21 protein-coding genes are annotated in these 17,886 nt (G+C 29.0%); 1 reads left to right on the top strand and 20 read right to left on the bottom strand.

The window, feature by feature from the left end:
* Positions 1–19 precede the first annotated feature (19 nt).
* From BN1865_RS09900 to BN1865_RS09815, 18 genes are all read right to left on the bottom strand, one after another.
* Positions 20–499, bottom strand: coding sequence for a chemotaxis protein CheD (locus tag BN1865_RS09900; RefSeq protein WP_050637096.1), 480 nt, complete (start codon positions 497–499; stop codon positions 20–22).
* Complete coding sequence (locus tag BN1865_RS09895; RefSeq protein ID WP_050637095.1) at positions 492–1,115, bottom strand: chemotaxis protein CheC; 624 nt, start codon at positions 1,113–1,115, stop codon at positions 492–494. The genes BN1865_RS09900 and BN1865_RS09895 overlap by 8 nt, the downstream gene beginning before the upstream one ends.
* A 13-nt stretch (positions 1,116–1,128) precedes the next feature.
* Entirely contained in the window at positions 1,129–1,491 is a 363-nt protein-coding gene (locus BN1865_RS09890) for a response regulator (RefSeq protein ID WP_050637094.1), read from the bottom strand.
* A gap of 2 nt (positions 1,492–1,493) precedes the next feature.
* A complete protein-coding gene (locus BN1865_RS09885) occupies positions 1,494–3,185 on the bottom strand; it encodes a methyl-accepting chemotaxis protein (RefSeq protein ID WP_198527270.1) in 1,692 nt (563 codons plus the stop codon).
* A gap of 20 nt (positions 3,186–3,205) precedes the next feature.
* The gene (locus tag BN1865_RS09880) at positions 3,206–3,679 is read right to left on the bottom strand and encodes a chemotaxis protein CheD (RefSeq protein WP_050637093.1); all 474 of its coding nucleotides are present in this window, start codon (positions 3,677–3,679) and stop codon (positions 3,206–3,208) included.
* Complete coding sequence (locus BN1865_RS09875) at positions 3,676–4,284, bottom strand: chemotaxis protein CheC (RefSeq protein WP_050637092.1); 609 nt, start codon at positions 4,282–4,284, stop codon at positions 3,676–3,678. The genes BN1865_RS09880 and BN1865_RS09875 overlap by 4 nt, the downstream gene beginning before the upstream one ends.
* A 1-nt stretch (position 4,285) precedes the next feature.
* Entirely contained in the window at positions 4,286–4,651 is a 366-nt protein-coding gene (locus tag BN1865_RS09870; RefSeq protein ID WP_050637091.1) for a response regulator, read from the bottom strand.
* Complete coding sequence (locus BN1865_RS09865) at positions 4,638–5,636, bottom strand: CheB methylesterase domain-containing protein (protein ID WP_050637090.1); 999 nt, start codon at positions 5,634–5,636, stop codon at positions 4,638–4,640. The genes BN1865_RS09870 and BN1865_RS09865 overlap by 14 nt, the downstream gene beginning before the upstream one ends.
* A gap of 4 nt (positions 5,637–5,640) precedes the next feature.
* On the bottom strand, positions 5,641–6,447 hold the full coding sequence (locus BN1865_RS09860; RefSeq protein WP_050637089.1) for a CheR family methyltransferase: 807 nt from the start codon (positions 6,445–6,447) through the stop codon (positions 5,641–5,643).
* Positions 6,444–6,830: a chemotaxis protein CheW gene (locus BN1865_RS09855; protein WP_050637088.1), complete on the bottom strand. Its 387-nt coding sequence runs from the start codon at positions 6,828–6,830 to the stop codon at positions 6,444–6,446. Before BN1865_RS09855 ends, BN1865_RS09860 begins: the two co-directional genes overlap by 4 nt.
* The gene (locus tag BN1865_RS09850) at positions 6,830–9,205 is read right to left on the bottom strand and encodes an EAL domain-containing protein (RefSeq protein ID WP_050637087.1); all 2,376 of its coding nucleotides are present in this window, start codon (positions 9,203–9,205) and stop codon (positions 6,830–6,832) included. The genes BN1865_RS09855 and BN1865_RS09850 overlap by 1 nt, the downstream gene beginning before the upstream one ends.
* A 2-nt stretch (positions 9,206–9,207) precedes the next feature.
* A complete protein-coding gene (locus BN1865_RS09845) occupies positions 9,208–9,654 on the bottom strand; it encodes a chemotaxis protein CheW (protein WP_050637086.1) in 447 nt (148 codons plus the stop codon).
* Positions 9,655–9,917: 263 nt separating this feature from the next.
* Entirely contained in the window at positions 9,918–10,469 is a 552-nt protein-coding gene (locus tag BN1865_RS09840; protein ID WP_050637085.1) for a hypothetical protein, read from the bottom strand.
* Positions 10,470–10,483: 14 nt separating this feature from the next.
* Positions 10,484–11,428 (bottom strand): AEC family transporter, encoded by a 945-nt coding sequence (locus tag BN1865_RS09835; protein ID WP_050637084.1) that lies wholly within the window; start codon positions 11,426–11,428, stop codon positions 10,484–10,486.
* Positions 11,429–11,487: 59 nt separating this feature from the next.
* The gene (locus tag BN1865_RS09830) at positions 11,488–11,898 is read right to left on the bottom strand and encodes an SRPBCC family protein (protein ID WP_050637083.1); all 411 of its coding nucleotides are present in this window, start codon (positions 11,896–11,898) and stop codon (positions 11,488–11,490) included.
* The gene (locus BN1865_RS09825) at positions 11,895–12,773 is read right to left on the bottom strand and encodes an AraC family transcriptional regulator (RefSeq protein WP_050637082.1); all 879 of its coding nucleotides are present in this window, start codon (positions 12,771–12,773) and stop codon (positions 11,895–11,897) included. Before BN1865_RS09825 ends, BN1865_RS09830 begins: the two co-directional genes overlap by 4 nt.
* Positions 12,774–12,901: 128 nt before the next feature.
* On the bottom strand, positions 12,902–14,563 hold the full coding sequence (locus BN1865_RS09820; protein ID WP_050637081.1) for a glycoside hydrolase family 13 protein: 1,662 nt from the start codon (positions 14,561–14,563) through the stop codon (positions 12,902–12,904).
* Positions 14,564–14,567: 4 nt separating this feature from the next.
* On the bottom strand, positions 14,568–14,933 hold the full coding sequence (locus BN1865_RS09815; RefSeq protein WP_050637080.1) for a hypothetical protein: 366 nt from the start codon (positions 14,931–14,933) through the stop codon (positions 14,568–14,570).
* A 157-nt stretch (positions 14,934–15,090) separates the two neighbouring features.
* Here BN1865_RS09815 and BN1865_RS09810 point away from each other — a divergent pair, with 157 nt between their 5' ends.
* Entirely contained in the window at positions 15,091–15,507 is a 417-nt protein-coding gene (locus BN1865_RS09810; protein ID WP_050637079.1) for a hypothetical protein, read from the top strand.
* 155 nt (positions 15,508–15,662) lie between these two features.
* Here the strand turns inward: BN1865_RS09810 and BN1865_RS09805 are convergent, their stop codons facing one another.
* Together BN1865_RS09805 and BN1865_RS09800 are read right to left on the bottom strand one after the other, a co-directional pair.
* A complete protein-coding gene (locus tag BN1865_RS09805; RefSeq protein WP_050637078.1) occupies positions 15,663–16,889 on the bottom strand; it encodes a hypothetical protein in 1,227 nt (408 codons plus the stop codon).
* Positions 16,886–17,584 carry a LytR/AlgR family response regulator transcription factor gene (locus BN1865_RS09800; RefSeq protein WP_050637077.1) on the bottom strand — a complete coding sequence of 233 codons (699 nt, stop codon included), beginning with the start codon at positions 17,582–17,584 and terminating at the stop codon, positions 16,886–16,888. The genes BN1865_RS09805 and BN1865_RS09800 overlap by 4 nt, the downstream gene beginning before the upstream one ends.
* Positions 17,585–17,886 lie beyond the last annotated feature (302 nt).

Below are 17,886 nucleotides of genomic sequence, written 5' to 3'. Positions count from 1 at the left end.
TTATCATCCTCTCAAAAAATCAAATAATCTCTATACCATTATTAATACTCTTCACTTTCAAACTTCCATCCCTACTAAAAAACCATATTGTTCGTCCAAAATTTTTTCCCGTATCCTCAGCAATAATAGGTATATCAAGTTGCTGGAGTCTTTTTTTAACAGCCATCACATTGCGTTCCCCAATTCCTGTTTTACATGCTTCAACTTGAAACATTTCTGCTCCACCAGCAATTTTCGCCACCATACGGTTCCTTTTGGCACCATAATTTTCCATTCTTTTCATTAATAAATCAATCCCACTATCTGCAAACTTGTATTTGTTTTCTGGTTGTTGAACCCCATAGTGACTCGGCAACAAAATATGCACCATACCAGCTATTTTTCTTTCTCTCTCATATAAGCAAACACCAACACATGAACCCAAAGCATAGGTGACTAGCGCACTATCTGAAAAAGCAATTTTTCCTTCAGCAATGCCTACTGTTACAAGCTTATTCATAAGAAATTTCCAAGGTATTTAACATATTTTTTAAAGAGCCCAATTCTGGGAGAAAAAGAATATGACTAATGAAACTTGTTTGATTAAATTCAAATTGATTTTCAATAAACATCAATTCATCACATTGACATCCATATTCAATCATTGGCACACTCAAAAGTGCTCCTACCATATCACAACATACTGCCGGAACAGAAACATGAATATCTTCTTTTAATATCATGGTTAATGCATTGATATATGAACAACACATTATATTCCCCATTTCTGCAATAGCTGATTCACACAATTCATCTAGTATTCTGACAGACTCAATCTGACATCCAAGTAATTCTTTAAGCATCAGTTTTGTAAAATCTTCATTTAACAAAAACATAAATACCCCTGATAATCCTTGTGTGACTTCTAATAAAATTCCTACCTGAATATCTTCAGGACCTCCTAGTAAAGTAGGAGCATCCTTATATGAAACGATTTTAATCACTGGGATATTCATATCAATCGTCTTTCCCGTCATTTGAGACAATGCTGTCACAGCATGACCAGTTCCAATATTTCCTATTTCCCGTAATGCATCTTTTGCAATATCATCTAAATCTGAATATTTATTTAACATATTATTTTCCCTTTCATTTATCGAGAAACTTCTGAATTGTCCTGATAATATAATCTTCACTAAAGGGTTTGACAATAAAATCCTTTGCCCCTAAATCAATAGCATTCATAATTTGTGATTCCTGTCCTATTGCTGAACACATGACAATAGGAATATTTGGATTTATACAAATCATTTGAGATAATGCTTCTATCCCATTCATAACAGGCATAGATATATCCAGGAGAACCAAATCAGGTTCAGTACTTTGAAAAAGCTCACAACCTTCTTTTCCATTCTTTGCTTCAATTGTTTCACAATCTATTCCATTTAATATTTTCTTGATTCTTTCACGCATAAATATGGCATCATCTACAACAAGAATTTTGTATTTCATCTCTATATTTCTTCCTTTTCTTGAATTTCAAAACTATTAACCAGTTCCTTTAAAATCTGAGCTTGAGCTGCCAATTCTTCACTTGCTGCTGCACTTTCCTCAGACGTTGCTGAATTTCCTTGAACAATATCTGATATTTGCTCAATACTTTGACGAATTTGAATAATAAAGTTAGCTTGTTGTATATTGGCTTGTGAAATACTTTCAATTTTATTGGCCACTTCTCTTGCACCATCAACAATATGTCTTAATGATTCTTCTGTTATATCAATCAAAGCACTTCCTTCTTCAACTGATTTTGTTGATTTTTGAATTAGTTCAGCAGTTAACTTACTGGCCTCTGTTGCTTTGGTTGCTAGTTTTCTAATCTCTGCAGCAACAACTGAGAATCCACGTCCAGCATCACCTGCTCTTGCTGCTTCAACAGCTGCATTAAGAGATAACAAATTGGTTTGGAATGCAATATCTTCAATTTCTTTAACAATACCTGTAATATTTAATGAGTTCTCTTTAATCGCATCAATGGCCTTTGTTACATTATCCATCTGTTGACTATTATCAAGAATTTCCTTTTCTACTCGATCAGCTAAGTCACTCGCAACAACAGCATCATCAGCATTATTTTTTACATTATCTGATATTTCATTAATATTGGCTGCCAGTTCTTCAATAGAGCCTGATTGTTCACTTGCCCCTTGTGATAACATTTGCGCACCATTAGAAATCTGTTGGGCTCCACCTGAAACTTGTTCAGCACTGTTATTAATCTTTAACATAGATTCACTTAACATTTGTGATATACAATCAAGAGAATCTTTAATGGCTACAAAATCACCTTTAAACTTCATATCCGTTTTATAATTCAGTTTCCCATTTCCTAACATAATTAAACTCTTTCCAATTTCATTAAGATATTTGTTTAATGTTTGAATGGTTTCTCTCATACTATTTGCAAGCATTCCTAATTCATTTTCTGAATGATAATCTAATTCAACATGTAAATTTCCTTGTGAAATTTCTTTTGCTGCAATTTCAATTTCCTTTAATGGTTTTGTTATGCTGATAGAAATCAAATACCAGATAACACTCACAAAAGCAATTGTGACAATTGCTAAAATAATAAAAATTGTTTGCATCAAATTTCCACTATTCTCACTACTATTATAATAATTTTCTGCTTCTTCTTTTGTTTTGGCTTCCATATCTCTTAAAAAAGCTCTTGCTTCTTTAGCCACTGGTTCATAATCACTTCGATAAACCTTCATTGCTTCATCATATTTTTCATTTTCCAATAGATTCATGACTTTTTCTCTTGGAATAATTAATTTTTCATGAAGTTCAGTCATTTTACTAACCATTTCTTTATCTTTATAGAGACTTTCTAAATTCTTAGCAGACTGATCAACTATCTCGATACATTGTTTTGTTTCTTCCATATCAGCAATGGCTTCTGTTACATTTCTTTCATATGCAATCTGATACATATTGCGTGCAACAACATATTGATTCAAACGGAAGTTTGTAGATTCTTTTACAATATTATAAGATACATTATGAAACTCATTAAAACTATTCATAATATTCGATGTTCCAATAAGAGCCGTTGCTACGGTTGCAATATATAATACAACCACAACAATAAAACTCAATAACAATTTCTTGGATATTTTCAGATCCCTCAGTTTTTTAATCATTTTTTTATTCCTCCTCATCCCTATATCGGATAAACTTTCTTTTGACTCGTTTCAATATAAACACTACCATCTTCCATATGAAAATAAAGTGTTCTTCCATATGTATCTCCAACATCCTCACTTGCAATAGGAATATGCAATGCCATCAATGTGTTATAAGCCACTTTAATATTGGCTTTTCCTATATCATGATCTTTACCATGATCTTGAAGGATAAACAAATGAGCTCCACCTATAATTTTTGCACAAATATCTTTATGCTCACAGCCATGTTCTTGCATTTGTCTATATAATGCTTCAATCGCATTATCAACATATTTTAAATCATGCTTTTGATTTGGATTTACTGGTAAAAGACTATTGACAAAACCACCAATTTGTTTATGGGCATCATATAGACATATCCCCAAACTTGAACCTAATGCATAACAAATAATCACATTCGTTTCATTTTCAATCACAATTTCTCCAGGCCGTGCGACAACTTCGTTCATATTGACACCCCCAAAGCTTTCATAACCTGTCTAATACAATCATCTGATAACATAAATAGCAGATGGTTCGTACGTGCCGAATTTTCTAACTTAAATTCATGCTTTAACCAATATGAATTCACATCCTGCTGAAGAATAAATGAAAGACCATTATTGACAATTGATCCTTTCATATCCATTGATACTGCTGGTAATTTTATTCTCGTCATAAGTTTTGTGGTTTTTGTTAAACTACCTAAATAAGCAGAAATCATAAGACTACACACTTCTTCTAAGATAGCAACATTTTCTGGATTCATATGGTTAAAATCAATATTTTCATGATAAAAACTTTTAAATACATCTAAAATAAATTCATCTTCTAAAATAAACAATCCAAAACCATAAAGTTCTTTATCAAAAGGAAAGAGAATACCAATAACTTGTTCTTGCATTTGAATATGACTAAACATATCAAGATTATTGATATGTTCTAGTTGAGAGGTTGTTGTCTCAACTGGTTTGTGTACAAGTGAAAATAAAGATGTGGCAGCAGCACCTATTCCAATATTTCCAAGTTCATGAATGATATCTTGTACTTGTGGTGTTAAATCAAGCTTTTTCATATTATTCTAAGGAACTAATCATTGAGATTAGTATATTTTCATTATAAGGTTTCACAATAAAATCTTTTGCCCCTAATCGTAATGCATCACTTATGATTTTTTCTTGACCAACTGCTGAACACATAATAACAATAGCTTCTTGATTGATATGAAGTATTTCTTTTAAGACTTCTAGTCCTGATTTATCTGGCATTGTAATATCCAATAACACCATATCAGGCTTATGTTGTGTATAAAAGGCAATTCCCTCTGTCCCATTTTTTGCCTGTATAACATTGGTATAGCCATGCTTATTTAAAGTTTTTAAGATTTGTTGTCGCATAAATAAAGCATCATCTACAATCATTATCTTTTTATTTGTTTCCATTATTTTCACTGCTCCTCTCTTTATGAAAATACTGTATTAAATAACCACTTATTGTAGATAAAGAAAGTTCTCTACAATGTGCTTTTAATCGTTTTGCTTCTTGAGGCATACTCTCCATTTCACTACTTTCTTTATCTTGAATAATTGTTAAAGCCCCTTTTTCTTTTAATTTCTTTAAACCACTTGCTCCATCACTCCCCATCCCTGTTAATAAAATTCCAATAGCCTTTTCACCAACCTGTTGAGCCATAGAATCAAAGAAAACATCAATAGAAGGACAAACACAATTCACTTTTTCACCATTTTGATAATGTAGAGAATATCCCTGTATTTCTTTTTGAATAATAAGATGCTGTTTTTGTTTTGCTACATAAACAACACCATCTTTAATCACTTCATCTTCTATTGCAACTTTTACTTTTAAATCACAATGACTTTCTAAATATTGAACAAAGGAAATTGTATTGGAATCAGTCATGTGCTGAACAATCACAATACCAGGCATTGTATTTGGTAATTGTTTGAGTATTTCTAAAATAGCATGTGGTCCACCGGTTGATGCTCCAATTCCAATGACATTTTGACTTATTGTTCCTACTAGTTTAGGTTGTACTCTTTTTTGGGGATAGAGTGATTTTATTCTGACAATAAGTTGATTTGTATAAACATTATGTACAGAAAATTCTTGTGGTTTAAAAATGACTTTTTGTTTATCAATGTTTATATTTTCAGCAATTTTTTCAACAACCAATAAATAAGGAATAGAAAGTTTTTCAAGCATATTTATATCAATCATATTTTCTTTTGTTAGAAAATCACACTCATATAAAATACAATCTATCTGATAAAGTTTTAAGCGTTCTTTCAACGCTTCATTGTTTTTGACAATATACAGAATAATGTCCTGATCATTGAAAAGGATAGTTGATATATACTTGGGATGCATGACATTCTTCTGATAGAGAATGATATGTTGTTTATTCATCAAATCACGTTCCTTTCAAACGATATATTGAAGATCTTAAATAGTCAAAATCTTCATTCCCTTGTGTTACCATCTCTGCATGTCCTAAAATGAGATAACCCTTTGGTTTTAAACTTTGAGCAAAATGATGATAAATTTGTTTACGTGATGGTTCATCAAAATAAATAAGGACGTTACGACACATAATCAAATCAAATGTTCGTTTTGCAAAAGGTTCCATTAAGTTATGTGCTCTAAACTTGATTTGATTTTTTATAATATTTCTTATTTGAAAAGTTTTTCCATCAGGTGCTATAACACAATAATGTAATCGCCATTTGGCTGGTATTCGTTCTATTGCCTCAATCGGATATTCCGCTTTTTTCGCCATCTCTAATACCTTCATACTAATATCACTTCCGATGATATCAATAGGTGGTAGAAGATAACCTTTCCTGCGATAATCTTCTAAATACATCGCTAATGTATAACACTCCTGTCCACTTGAGCACCCAGCAATCCATATTTGAAATCTTCGCTGAGGATCTAACTGTGGTAAAATATTTTTGACAATAAATTCAAAGTGAGCCTCTTCTCGCATGAAATATGTATAATTCGTTGTTATTTTATTCACAAATTCTTCAATCATCTTCCCACTTTTATCTTTAAAAAGAATTTGAAAATAATCTTTAAAATTTGTAACGCCATATTTATTCAATGTATTCATTAAACGATACTCAATTAAAACTCTTTTTTTTGTAAGATTAATTCCATATTCACTACTCATAAATTGACATATGTGTTGAAACTCTTGATCTGTTAATCTAATCATTTTTGAAGTCTCCTCTTTATCAAATTAAGATTAAGTAAATAAATATTTTGATTATCTTCCTGATAAGAATATATTTCCTCTTGCTGATCTTGAACTATCCAGATATCATCTTTAATAACTTTACGACCCATAATTTCATCTGCACAGATTCCTAAACACTCATCATCAAACTGTAAAATCATATAATAGTTTTCATGATCTTGTTGTTGTAAATCAAATACAGCAAGTATTTTTTCTTCTATCTTTAATACACCTTTTATATATGGTTCTGCAATTGGTAACTGATAAAGATCTTGCGCTGGTAAAATTTTTAAAACCCGATAATAATCAACGGCATAATATACCTGTCCACAGCGAAAATATAAATATGTTTCATCCATCATTAAATCTCTCCTCCTAAAAAAGGAGCCCATAGTTTTTCTTCTAAAATATCCATTGGATAAGGTCTTGAATAATAGAAACCTTGTGCAATATCACAATCTATTTCCTTTAAGAAATCAACTTGTCTCATTGTTTCAATACCTTCAGAAATAATACTCACATGAAGCTGTTTAGCCATTTGAATAATATTCATTAAAATAATCTTTTCTCTTTCACCACATTCTTTAATAAAGAAAGTTCGATCTAATTTTAAGGTATCTACAAATAAGTCTTTTAATAGACTTAATGATGAAAAACCAGTTCCAAAATCATCCATTGATAACATAAAACCTGCCTGTTTCAGTTCAATTGCTCGTTGTACTGCAATTTTTTCATTTTCTAAAAAGGCTGTTTCTGTAATTTCAAGTTCTATAAGGTGACGAGGAACACAATATTTATCACAAAGATGGGTTAATTGATAAACAATATCCTGTGATTCTAAATGAACTCTGGAAATATTGACTGATATAGGTATTGGATTTTTATCATGGTCTATCCATTCTCTTATTTGTTCACAGACTTTTTCTAATACATAAATATCTAATTGTAAAATAAAGTGATTTTTTCCAAATAATGGAATAAAGTCATTTGGAAAAATCAATTCACCATCTGGTCTTTGCCAACGAACAAGGGCTTCTAAACCAATACAGCAATGATTGTATATATTGACCTTAGGCTGATAATAAATTATAAATTCTTCATCTTTTAAAGATTGTTTCATAATTTGTGCAAGATGATGTTCTTTAATATTTTGCGATTTGATTTGATCATTAAAAAATGCTAAACAGCTATGATGAGAATCTTTAATAGACTTTCTCGCCATATTGGCATAATCCATCATTTCAGAAAAACTTTCATGAATATTTTCAATCAGATAAACACCCATGATTGTAATTAACTGTATTTCATTATCACTCATTACATGTATTCGTTCGACTTTTTGTAATAAAGATGATAATCTCATTTGCAAGAAATCAATATCATCATAATATAACAACAATACAAATGTATCATTATCAACTCTCGCATAACATTCATCTTGGTCTATATAACCATTCAAGAACTGAGCAATTGCTATTAAAATTGTATTTCCACTTTGATATCCATACTCAGAATTAATAAATTTAAAGTTTTTAATATCAAAAGTAACCAATGCTTTATTTTTATGATTATTGATGATTTTTTCAGTCGCAACCTGAGTAAACTTATGCATATTCCATGCATGTGTTAGGGAATCACAATTCATGACATGCTGATTCATGTAAGTCACTCTTAACTGTAAAATGCTCATATTAATAATCCGACACAACATAGAAAACATAGACATTTCATGAAGTGTCCATACGCGTTCTTTTTGATAATCTGTCATACAGATATAACCAATATATTTGCCTCCATCAAAAATGGCACATTGCATTAAAGACTTTGCTCCTTGAATTTCTGCCCTTAAAGCAAGAAAAACATTATACTTTGTTAAATCAGATATTTGATTACAGACAAATAGATTGTTTTCATTGTAAATTGTTTGAAGTTGATTACCAACTAATAATGGTAAACGATTAAAGTTTGCATTTTCTACCAAAGTATCATGACTCGTCCAGTTATGTGTAATCATATACCCATCCTGGCTATAACTTTTTTCCATAATATAAATCTGCTGTGTATCAAAATAATCACAAATGCGTGATAATGTCATCTCTATACCCAAATTTAAATCCATACATCCAAATAAGAAATTCATGATGCTTGTAATATAAGGTGTATCTATATTTTGTGATTCAATATTATATTCAGGAATAGCTTTTGGATAGGATCTTATATCATCTTTATTTTCTTTAAAATAATTAAAGACAACGTGTTGATTTGTCTCTTTGGCATGTATAAGTGATTGTTCAACATGATATAAAAGTTCATCAAATGATGTTTCATTTTTGACATGCCAAACACCTATACTCATTTGATAATTATCTATTTCATTAAAGAATGTATCGGTTTTCTCTAATGATGTTTTTAACTGATAAAGAATTCTTTGAATATCTATCCGATTCATATGTCCATAACTGTATACAAAAAAAGTCGCCGGACCAACCCGAACAAAAAGATCTGTTTTATGAAATACTTTTGTGAGTACAAATGAAAATTTAGCTAGTAAAAGATTTCCTACATATATTCCTTTTGTCCGACAGACATCTTCCCACCAATTCAATTGAATCAGTAAAACTGTATCTTTTCCATGACCGCTACCATCTTGAATATAATGATTAATTTCAGTTTGAGCAGCATCATATGTAAATAATTTTGTAAGACTATCTATTTTTTGAATTTTATTCTCTTTCATATTTATTTCCTTCTTATATTTTTTTTATAAAATCTTGTAAGTAACTTTATAAAGTCAATTTCAAATGCGAGATAGCCTTCTTCAAGCATATAACAATTGATAATGTAATCTACTCCTAATTGCTTTAAACAATTTGGAAATGGATAAGGCTTACTTTTCAATGGATGAATACCTTTGACTTCATCTACATAGACAATGGCTTCAATATCTTCATTTTCTACAACAAAAGCATATTTTTCATAAGCAGTTGAATTCTTTTCTAATAACATAGATAATGAATAAACCACAACTTCTCTTCCTTGATAGATTGCTGTTGTTTCATTGATTTGAGATTTCTGGACATCTTTTCCTGATATAATTGTTTTTATATTATCTAGTGGAAATAAAAGATGTATATGACCACATTCTATTTCTATTAAATAATCATTATTGCCTATTATCTCTTCCATCAAGTTCACCTTATTTTCTATAAAATCATAATTATAAAACGATAGATTTTTTTATATCATTCAATCAAAGATATTGTTTTTATTGAGATATTATTCTATGTAAAAAAAGAAGCTTGCTCATATATATGTTTATTATATCATACATATTATAAAAAGAAATATTAATTTCATGTAAAAAATAAAAAGGAATAGGTGATATAAACCACTATTCCTTAAATAACTTATAATAAATCTTTTTATATATCTTGAAGACTTTATTATTTTTATTGATACATTTTTCTTGCTTGCGCAATCATTTCTTTTTCACTCAAAAGAACTATATGCGAATAATAATAAAAGCTATAGAACAAATCATCAGGAAATGGATTATCTTCATAACGTATTTCATCTTCTAATTCATTATAAACCTCTGACCATAGATAGTCCTCATGAAGCAAATCAGAAAATTCCAATAATGCTTCAGCATGTTCCATACTATTAGCATATTGATAACATTCTTCAATATAATCAAAGAAATTCACGAGTTGTCCAACAATAAATTTTGCACATATATTGTTAGCCGATTTTTCAGTTGCTTTTTCAAGGATACGTACTAAAAAAATCATTGTGAAAGGTGTTGCGTGCCATAGTGTATTTTGATGTTCAATATTCATCAGAATCTCATAGTTAGCTCTCTTCACTTTTTCCATATCCTGCATTTCCCATAAATCATTTAAATATTGAGGAATAAGCGTGGCACGTCCATATACAGTTGTTAATCTATGCCATGGTACATCTTCAATTTTAATTTCTTTTATATATTGTTCTGTTCTCATTGATAACTCCTATTTTATATATATTCAAATATTTTTAAAAGATATAGCCAGAATGTAATTGAAAAACCACTTAACAATGTTGTTAGCATGACAACATTAGAACTTAAAATACCAGCATGCCCCATATTTTTTGCCATAACAAAACATGTAACTGTTGTTGCAGAGCCTAACATAATGAGGATAGCAACTAATTCTTCGTTTCTAAACCCTAACATCAAAGCAACTGGTAAAAATAGAATACAGAAACCAAATAATTTAATGAAAGTTGCTACAAAAGCAGGTTTCATTTTACCCAGTGCTTTTTTCATATCAAAGCTTGCTCCCATCGCAATCAATCCCATCGGTGTTGCCATTGCACTTACATGTGAAACTGTTTTTGATAAAATCGCAGGCATTGGTAATTTGAGTATTGACCATAGTAATCCTGTCACAATCCCAATAATAATAGGATTTGTTAAAATCCCTTTGAGTGTGTTTTTTAAAATAGCTCTATGTACCCCTTCACTTTGAGGCTGATAATACGATAATACTGTCACAGCAATCACATTATAAAGCGGTACACTCCCAATAATCATGAGTGGTCCCATAACCGAATGCCCATAAATATTCTGTATTAAGGCAACGCCTAATAGTGCAGCACTACTTCGATAAGATGCCTGTATAAATTCTCCTCTTAAACTTCTTTCCTTTAAAAAGGATGATATGATAATAACAATCAAAATACTTACAACTGTCACCATAAAACAAAACATGACAAATTTAAAATTCCAGGCTTCTGAAAAATTGACAGTCGCAAGATCTTGAAATAGTAAAACCGGTAAGGGTACTAAAAAAACAAACTTATTCATTTGTGAAGCAAATGTTTCTTCTATCCACCCTATTTTCTTTAATACAATGCCCAATATCATCATTAAAAATACTGGAACAGTTGCATTCAAACTAAATATTAAACTATCCATCCAATCCCCTCTTCTTGCTTTCTTTCTAATATACTACAAACTCCCAGCAAAAAAAAGACTTAGACAGTCTTTTCATTTTCTAATATCTTCTTTAAATCATGGATATATTGGTTTTGTTGTTTTTTTAAATAAGATTTTATAAAAGGTTTCATCCATATTTTTTGACTTGTTATAATTTCAGTAAAATCAATAGTGACAATCCCTTGTGATTCTTTAAATAATCCTATCCAATGCCCTTTTATATTATCATTTTCTATATCAAATTCATATCTTTGATAGGGTTCAAAAACAGTAATAGTGAAACGTGTTGGAAAGTTATCATGGGTATATTCTATAAATACTTTATGAGGTTCAATGATTTCAATTCTGTTGATATCTGTACGCCATTGATAGTGATCTAATGACGTTACAATATCCCATATTTTTTTAATATCACATGAAAAGGTTGCTTTGATATTTGATTGTGTCATAACGATTCTCCTTGTTTTTTTATAATAGGTAGCCAATACTCATAAATAGTATCATTAGGATCTGCTTGAATATAAACTTCGATATCAGGAATCTGGGCATATTGATAACCTGATGTTGGTAACCATTCAACAATAATACGACGTTCAAGTTCTTGTAAATCCTTGTTTGTTCCATGTCCTGAAAACACAGCCCAAGTTGCCTGAGGAATGAGATAATTTTCAAACTGACAATGTTTATGTGTTGATGAAGTTCCAATCATATAACGCCAATCGTCATTATGATGAATGCTTATCCCTAACATTGCATAAGGTTCTTGATTGTTAAGAACTTTCAGTTGATTTAACATTCCACATGCTTGAGCTCGATCCCATTTCGTTGGGATATGCTTAAAGTTCTCTAATAGATTTCGACTTAATGGATAACTTTTTCCAATAATATGAAAACATTCTTTATGAACTATCTTATACTCTAATGGTTTGTCGCCTTGAAGTGAAAGATTGAATTTTATCATAGGATATGATTTTAATGCTACATCACATTTTCTAACCAAAGAAGGTGCACAACCATGTACAGATTGAAAAGCACGATTAAATGCTGTTGGTGACTCATATCCATATTTCATAGCAATATCTATAATTTTGTTATGAGTGTATTGTAAGTCAGCAATCGCAAGTGACATACGACGTTTACGTATGTATTCATTTAATGTCATTTGAGTCATAAAAAAGAATATTCTTTGAAAATAATAGATGGGGCAATTAGCAATTATTGCCAGTTGCTGATAATCTATTGTTTGTGTTAAATGTTCTTCAATATATTCCATTGCCCGATTCAAATCATCCATTCTATCAAACTCCTTTATATACTCTATCATAATTCATTCAGTTCTTCCTCTCTTTTCCTATATATAATAGAGAGTTTAAGACAAACAATATCAAAGATTTTTAAATATTGGGCATACTCCTTTGAAGCATGCCCAATATTCCTATTATCAATCAACATTTATAGACGTTTAATGACATAAGCACCATAAGGATGTATATGGAGTTTTTCTTGAACTTCAATATCTTCATTTGCAATTAATAATGTTCCAAAACAATATTCACCTAATTCATACTCATATTCATTTTCTGAGAAATTCGTTATAACTATGATTTTCTCATTTTCATACTCACGTGTATAAATATAGAGATCAGGATGACTTTCTTCTAATAATGTATATTTCCCATAAACCATAATAGGCATAGTATGGCGCAATTGGATAAGTTTTTGATAATAGTGATAGATGGAATCAGGATCATCTATCTGTGCCTTAGCATTAATCTTTTGATAATTAGGATTAACTTTCATCCATGGTATACCACTTGTAAATCCAGCATTTCCCTGATTATTCCATTGCATTGGTGTTCTGGCATTATCACGGCTATTTGCACAAATGCCTTGCATCATTTCCTCATGACTTAAAACCTTTTTTTCTACAACTAATTCTTGATAAGCATTGAAGACTTCAACATCTTGACATTCTTCCAAAGAGCAAAATGGATAATTGGTCATTCCTAATTCCTCACCTTGATAAATATAAGGTGTTCCTTTGAGAAAATGTAATGCAGTCGCAAGCATTTTAGCAGATTGCTTCCAATATTTTTCAGTATTACCAAATCTTGACACAACACGTGGCTGATCATGATTATCCCAAAATAAACTATTCCATCCATAATCAGCTAATCCACATTGCCACTTTGTAAGCACTTGTTTAAGTTTAACTAAATTTAATGGCAGAGGGCTCCATTTCCCATACTCTCCTAAATCAACATCCATATGTTCAAATTGAAACAACATGCTTAGTTCATGTTCTTGATCACCTGTATATTGTTTGGCTTCTTCAATTGAACAAGCAGTAATTTCACCAACAGTCATAACATCATATAAAGATAAAACCTCTTTATTCATTTCTTTAAGGAATTCATGAATGCGTGGTCCATTACTAACATATTTTGATGGTCTCATATATTGTTGTGTTTGTGGTAAAACATCTTCATAAGTTTGCACTTTACTGATTTTATTAATGACATCCATTCTAAAGCCATCAATTCCTTTATCTAACCACCATCGCATCATATGATATATCTCTTTACGCAATGTTTCGTTTTCCCAATTCAAATCAGGTTGTTTAGATGAATACAAATGTAAGTAGTACATATCTGTTGTCTTATCATACTGCCATGCTGAACCAGAAAAAACAGAAGCCCAATTATTAGGTTCTTGATGGTTCTTGCCTTCTTTCCAAATATAATAATCTCGATATTGATTATTCTTGCTTTTTCGACTTTCAATAAACCATTGATGCTCATCAGATGTATGATTAACAACCAAATCCATGACTATTTTTATCTTACGATCATGGGCTTCCTTAAGTAAACATTTAAAATCTTCCATTGTTCCAAAATCTTTAGAAATAGCCTCATAATTACTAATATCATATCCATTATCTACTTGAGGTGACTGATAAACAGGTGATAACCATATAATATCAATTCCTAAATCCTTTAAATAATCTAACTTAGATATAATTCCTGGAATATCCCCTATTCCATCCCCATTACTATCACAAAAACTCTTTGGATAAATCTGATAAATAACACTTTCTTTCCACCATGCTTTCATTTTTCTACCTCCACTCTAATACAATAGGACCAAACTCTATAATAAAATGTTTATCTTTAATATGTTCATCTGAAGGATGAGTATCAATATTATAATAAAATCGTATATTATCTATATTCTTTTTAACATGATTATCACATTCACCAAAAACAACATATTGACAACCAATATACTCTATCATTTTCTTTTCTTCATATTCAATAGGCACTAATTCAAATGGTTTCAAAACATCTACTCCCATTGAGTCTAAATATTCTGCGACTTTAGGATAACAATTTACAATATGACGATAATAATTTTGACAGAGTTCACAATCACAAGGAACATAATCTTTGTAATAATCTTCATTTCTTTTATAATCAATGATCATTTTAGCCCTTCTTTCTCAATAAATTTTATCATAGAAATATAATCTCAACAATGAAATCATTTGACTTATCTTTAGAAATATATATTTCCAATATTTTTAAGTCATTTCATTATTATTCATGATATAATTATCATAGATAATAACAAAGGAGATAGCTATGAAAGAACATATGATTCAAAATATAAGTCATTCTCGTTTCGAATTTGAAACACTATCTAAACGTAAAGTATTGGATGTCTTTCAATATAATTGTAGATCATTACAAATCATTAAAGAAGAAGATTTACAAATCATTGATGATAAACTTTGTTTACCAATAGATTTATCAAAATGGATTGATTTTGAAAGCAATATAAGTTTTTTAAGTGTTTTAAATGCTCTTAAAAAAATCACAAATCCTAAAGGTGGGACTCCACTTACAATGATTGCAGCTAAGGTTGTTGGTTATGATAATGATCAGCAAATGTCTTTTACATTTACTGGTGAATTTGTTAATGGAAAACATGCTGTTGTTGGTCAATATGAAAATGGAAATCAATTACTTTATACGGATAAATTGTATATTGTTGACTAACATTTAAATATCTTTTAATCTTATTACTAATAATTTTATATGTAGTTAAACTTTTATATTTTATAACATAAATTCCCTCGCTGATTTATTTAGCAAGGGAATTTTCTTTTATATACTCAATAACTATTTGACTGTTTTTCATATCTTTAGAACTTTTATTCAGTAAACAATAATACTCTTAGTTCAATTTCATTGTCTCCATTGGTTATAATTTCAGCTTTTCTTATAATATTTATCTTATTTAATTGCAATAATGGAACTTGATGATTTTGTTTTTGAGTTCTCATCTTTAAAATTAAATAAGAATTGTTATCATATAATTGTAAATGAAATTCTTTATCATTAATGCAATATTGAGCAATGACTTCAATACAATCTTTTATAATTTCAATAATTTGCATATTTTCTAAAATCTCGTTATTACTTATAGTTATTATTGTAGTTATAATATATCCTTTTTTCTTTAATAAATTCATATAATTGAGTATATGATAATCAAAAACTGGATTATTCAATGTTTGCGAGAGTTCATGTGTTTGATAATTTTGAATAACTTCTTCAATAAACACACTCGCTTCATCTAGATTATTATTTTTTAAAAGATTATTAATTTTAATTAATATATAAAACATTTGATGCTTGTCTTGATGTATTTTATATGATAACTTATTTGTTTCCTTATAAATTTCTTCAGTATAATGACTTTTCATCAATTCATTGTTAATCAAAATATGATCATAATAATCTTTTTGTATACGGAAATATAATATAAAAAATGAAATAATTAATATAATAAATAAAAATAAAACTTTATAAATAACCATATTGTCAATTGTATTATAAAAAATGGATTCATATAAGATCGTATAGATACCCAAAAAGACAAATGTAAAAACACAAAAGATAATCCAATAACCTTTATTTAAAATGACTTTTTTACTTCTATTAAGTTTCTCTTCTATAAAATAAAAAAGTAAACTTAATAATAGATAAATAACTCGTGAAACCAAGGACACAGCTATTATGGCATTATTTTCTAGACCTATATCTTTTGGATTTATTTGAAATAAATAAGAAACAAAAACTAATGACAGAGTATCAGATAGAAGCAGGATTGCTATTAATATTGAAGGAATGATAAAATAATATAAATTAAATTCTTTTGTTATTAAATAAATAATTATAAAATTGGTTGAAATTAATAAAAATAATACAATAAAATTATTCAATGTAAAGTAATTAAATATCATTATTTCGCTAAAGCAAATAATGATATCAAAAAATAATAATAATTTTTTATTCTCAATTTCTAGAATTTTAAAACTAAAATAAGATAAAATAACACTTTCTATTATTGTCATTATAGTATCAAATAAAATCATTTTAATAAATACTCCTCATATTTTTCTATCAGATTATTCTGATATTTTCTACCAACATTATGCTCTACATCATCAAACATTATCACTTTTATTCTTGTAACATCTTTCGTAAAATTTAAATTTATTACCATATTTCTTTGAATCTGAACTAATTCTTTATAATCAACTTCATTCATAAATTTGACTAATGAACTATAAATAGTAAATTCATTATTTATAGTTTTAATAATGAGATCGTGTCCTATAGACATTAAATATATGATTTCACTGATTTTTATAACATGACTTCTTCCATTAACTCTTATTACAGTTTTTTTAATATTTTCATCTATATGTTTTTTTATCTGTTTTAAAACTTTTATAATATCTGTTTGATATTTAGATTTCCGAACAAATTGAAAAAATCTAACAGAAAGAGCAGAGAAAACAAGTTCTTCATGAGATGAAACAAAAACAATTATAGCTTTTGGAAAATTAGATTGAATATATTGTCCAATATTGATACCATTATATTTTGTTTTTAAATCTATATCTAAAAATATCAAATCAATAGTCGAATATTCAACGACTTTCTTAAAATCCGTATTAATTACTTCTATCGAAATATCATCATAAAAATCAGAAAAAAAGCTTAAAATATCTTTTTTTATTATCTTAGAAAAACACAAATCATCATCTATAATAAGTATATTCACAATTCTTCACCTGCCATTTATGAGTATGAATTTATTTCAGTTATTATTGTGCAAAAGTTTATCTTTGTATATATCTTTATATAACAAATGTGAAATGATTTTTTGATTCATAAAACAGAATCAAATTTTCATTTCACATTCATTATATCATAGATTTATTTTTGAATTAACTTTTTCTTGAAGTTATGTTCGTATATGTAACTCATATAGGATTACAAAAGAATATGAGGAACTTGCTGTATAAGCCAAACCATTAAAAAAACTACAAACATTTTTGACAATTTGCCATTTCAAATAAAATT

It is taken from the genome of Candidatus Stoquefichus sp. SB1 (genome assembly GCF_001244545.1).
In the GTDB taxonomy this organism is placed as follows: domain Bacteria; phylum Bacillota_I; class Bacilli_A; order Erysipelotrichales; family Coprobacillaceae; genus Stoquefichus.
This window is presented reverse-complemented; position numbering and strand designations above follow the sequence as displayed.

Coding starts and splice junctions, on each gene's coding strand:
- BN1865_RS09860 (WP_050637089.1), bottom strand. CDS start 6,447: ATGATTAGATTAACAGATCAAGAGTTTCAACACATATGTCAATTTATG.
- BN1865_RS09840 (WP_050637085.1), bottom strand. CDS start 10,469: ATGAGAACAGAACAATATATAAAAGAAATTAAAATTGAAGATGTACCA.
- BN1865_RS09835 (WP_050637084.1), bottom strand. CDS start 11,428: ATGGATAGTTTAATATTTAGTTTGAATGCAACTGTTCCAGTATTTTTA.
- BN1865_RS09805 (WP_050637078.1), bottom strand. CDS start 16,889: ATGATTTTATTTGATACTATAATGACAATAATAGAAAGTGTTATTTTA.
- BN1865_RS09865 (WP_050637090.1), bottom strand. CDS start 5,636: ATGAATAAACAACATATCATTCTCTATCAGAAGAATGTCATGCATCCC.
- BN1865_RS09815 (WP_050637080.1), bottom strand. CDS start 14,933: ATGATCATTGATTATAAAAGAAATGAAGATTATTACAAAGATTATGTT.
- BN1865_RS09810 (WP_050637079.1), top strand. CDS start 15,091: ATGAAAGAACATATGATTCAAAATATAAGTCATTCTCGTTTCGAATTT.
- BN1865_RS09820 (WP_050637081.1), bottom strand. CDS start 14,563: ATGAAAGCATGGTGGAAAGAAAGTGTTATTTATCAGATTTATCCAAAG.
- BN1865_RS09880 (WP_050637093.1), bottom strand. CDS start 3,679: ATGAACGAAGTTGTCGCACGGCCTGGAGAAATTGTGATTGAAAATGAA.
- BN1865_RS09895 (WP_050637095.1), bottom strand. CDS start 1,115: ATGTTAAATAAATATTCAGATTTAGATGATATTGCAAAAGATGCATTA.
- BN1865_RS09845 (WP_050637086.1), bottom strand. CDS start 9,654: ATGGAAGAGATAATAGGCAATAATGATTATTTAATAGAAATAGAATGT.
- BN1865_RS09825 (WP_050637082.1), bottom strand. CDS start 12,773: ATGATAGAGTATATAAAGGAGTTTGATAGAATGGATGATTTGAATCGG.
- BN1865_RS09870 (WP_050637091.1), bottom strand. CDS start 4,651: ATGGAAACAAATAAAAAGATAATGATTGTAGATGATGCTTTATTTATG.
- BN1865_RS09875 (WP_050637092.1), bottom strand. CDS start 4,284: ATGAAAAAGCTTGATTTAACACCACAAGTACAAGATATCATTCATGAA.
- BN1865_RS09830 (WP_050637083.1), bottom strand. CDS start 11,898: ATGACACAATCAAATATCAAAGCAACCTTTTCATGTGATATTAAAAAA.
- BN1865_RS09850 (WP_050637087.1), bottom strand. CDS start 9,205: ATGAAAGAGAATAAAATTCAAAAAATAGATAGTCTTACAAAATTATTT.
- BN1865_RS09885 (WP_198527270.1), bottom strand. CDS start 3,185: ATGATTAAAAAACTGAGGGATCTGAAAATATCCAAGAAATTGTTATTG.
- BN1865_RS09855 (WP_050637088.1), bottom strand. CDS start 6,830: ATGATGGATGAAACATATTTATATTTTCGCTGTGGACAGGTATATTAT.
- BN1865_RS09900 (WP_050637096.1), bottom strand. CDS start 499: ATGAATAAGCTTGTAACAGTAGGCATTGCTGAAGGAAAAATTGCTTTT.
- BN1865_RS09890 (WP_050637094.1), bottom strand. CDS start 1,491: ATGAAATACAAAATTCTTGTTGTAGATGATGCCATATTTATGCGTGAA.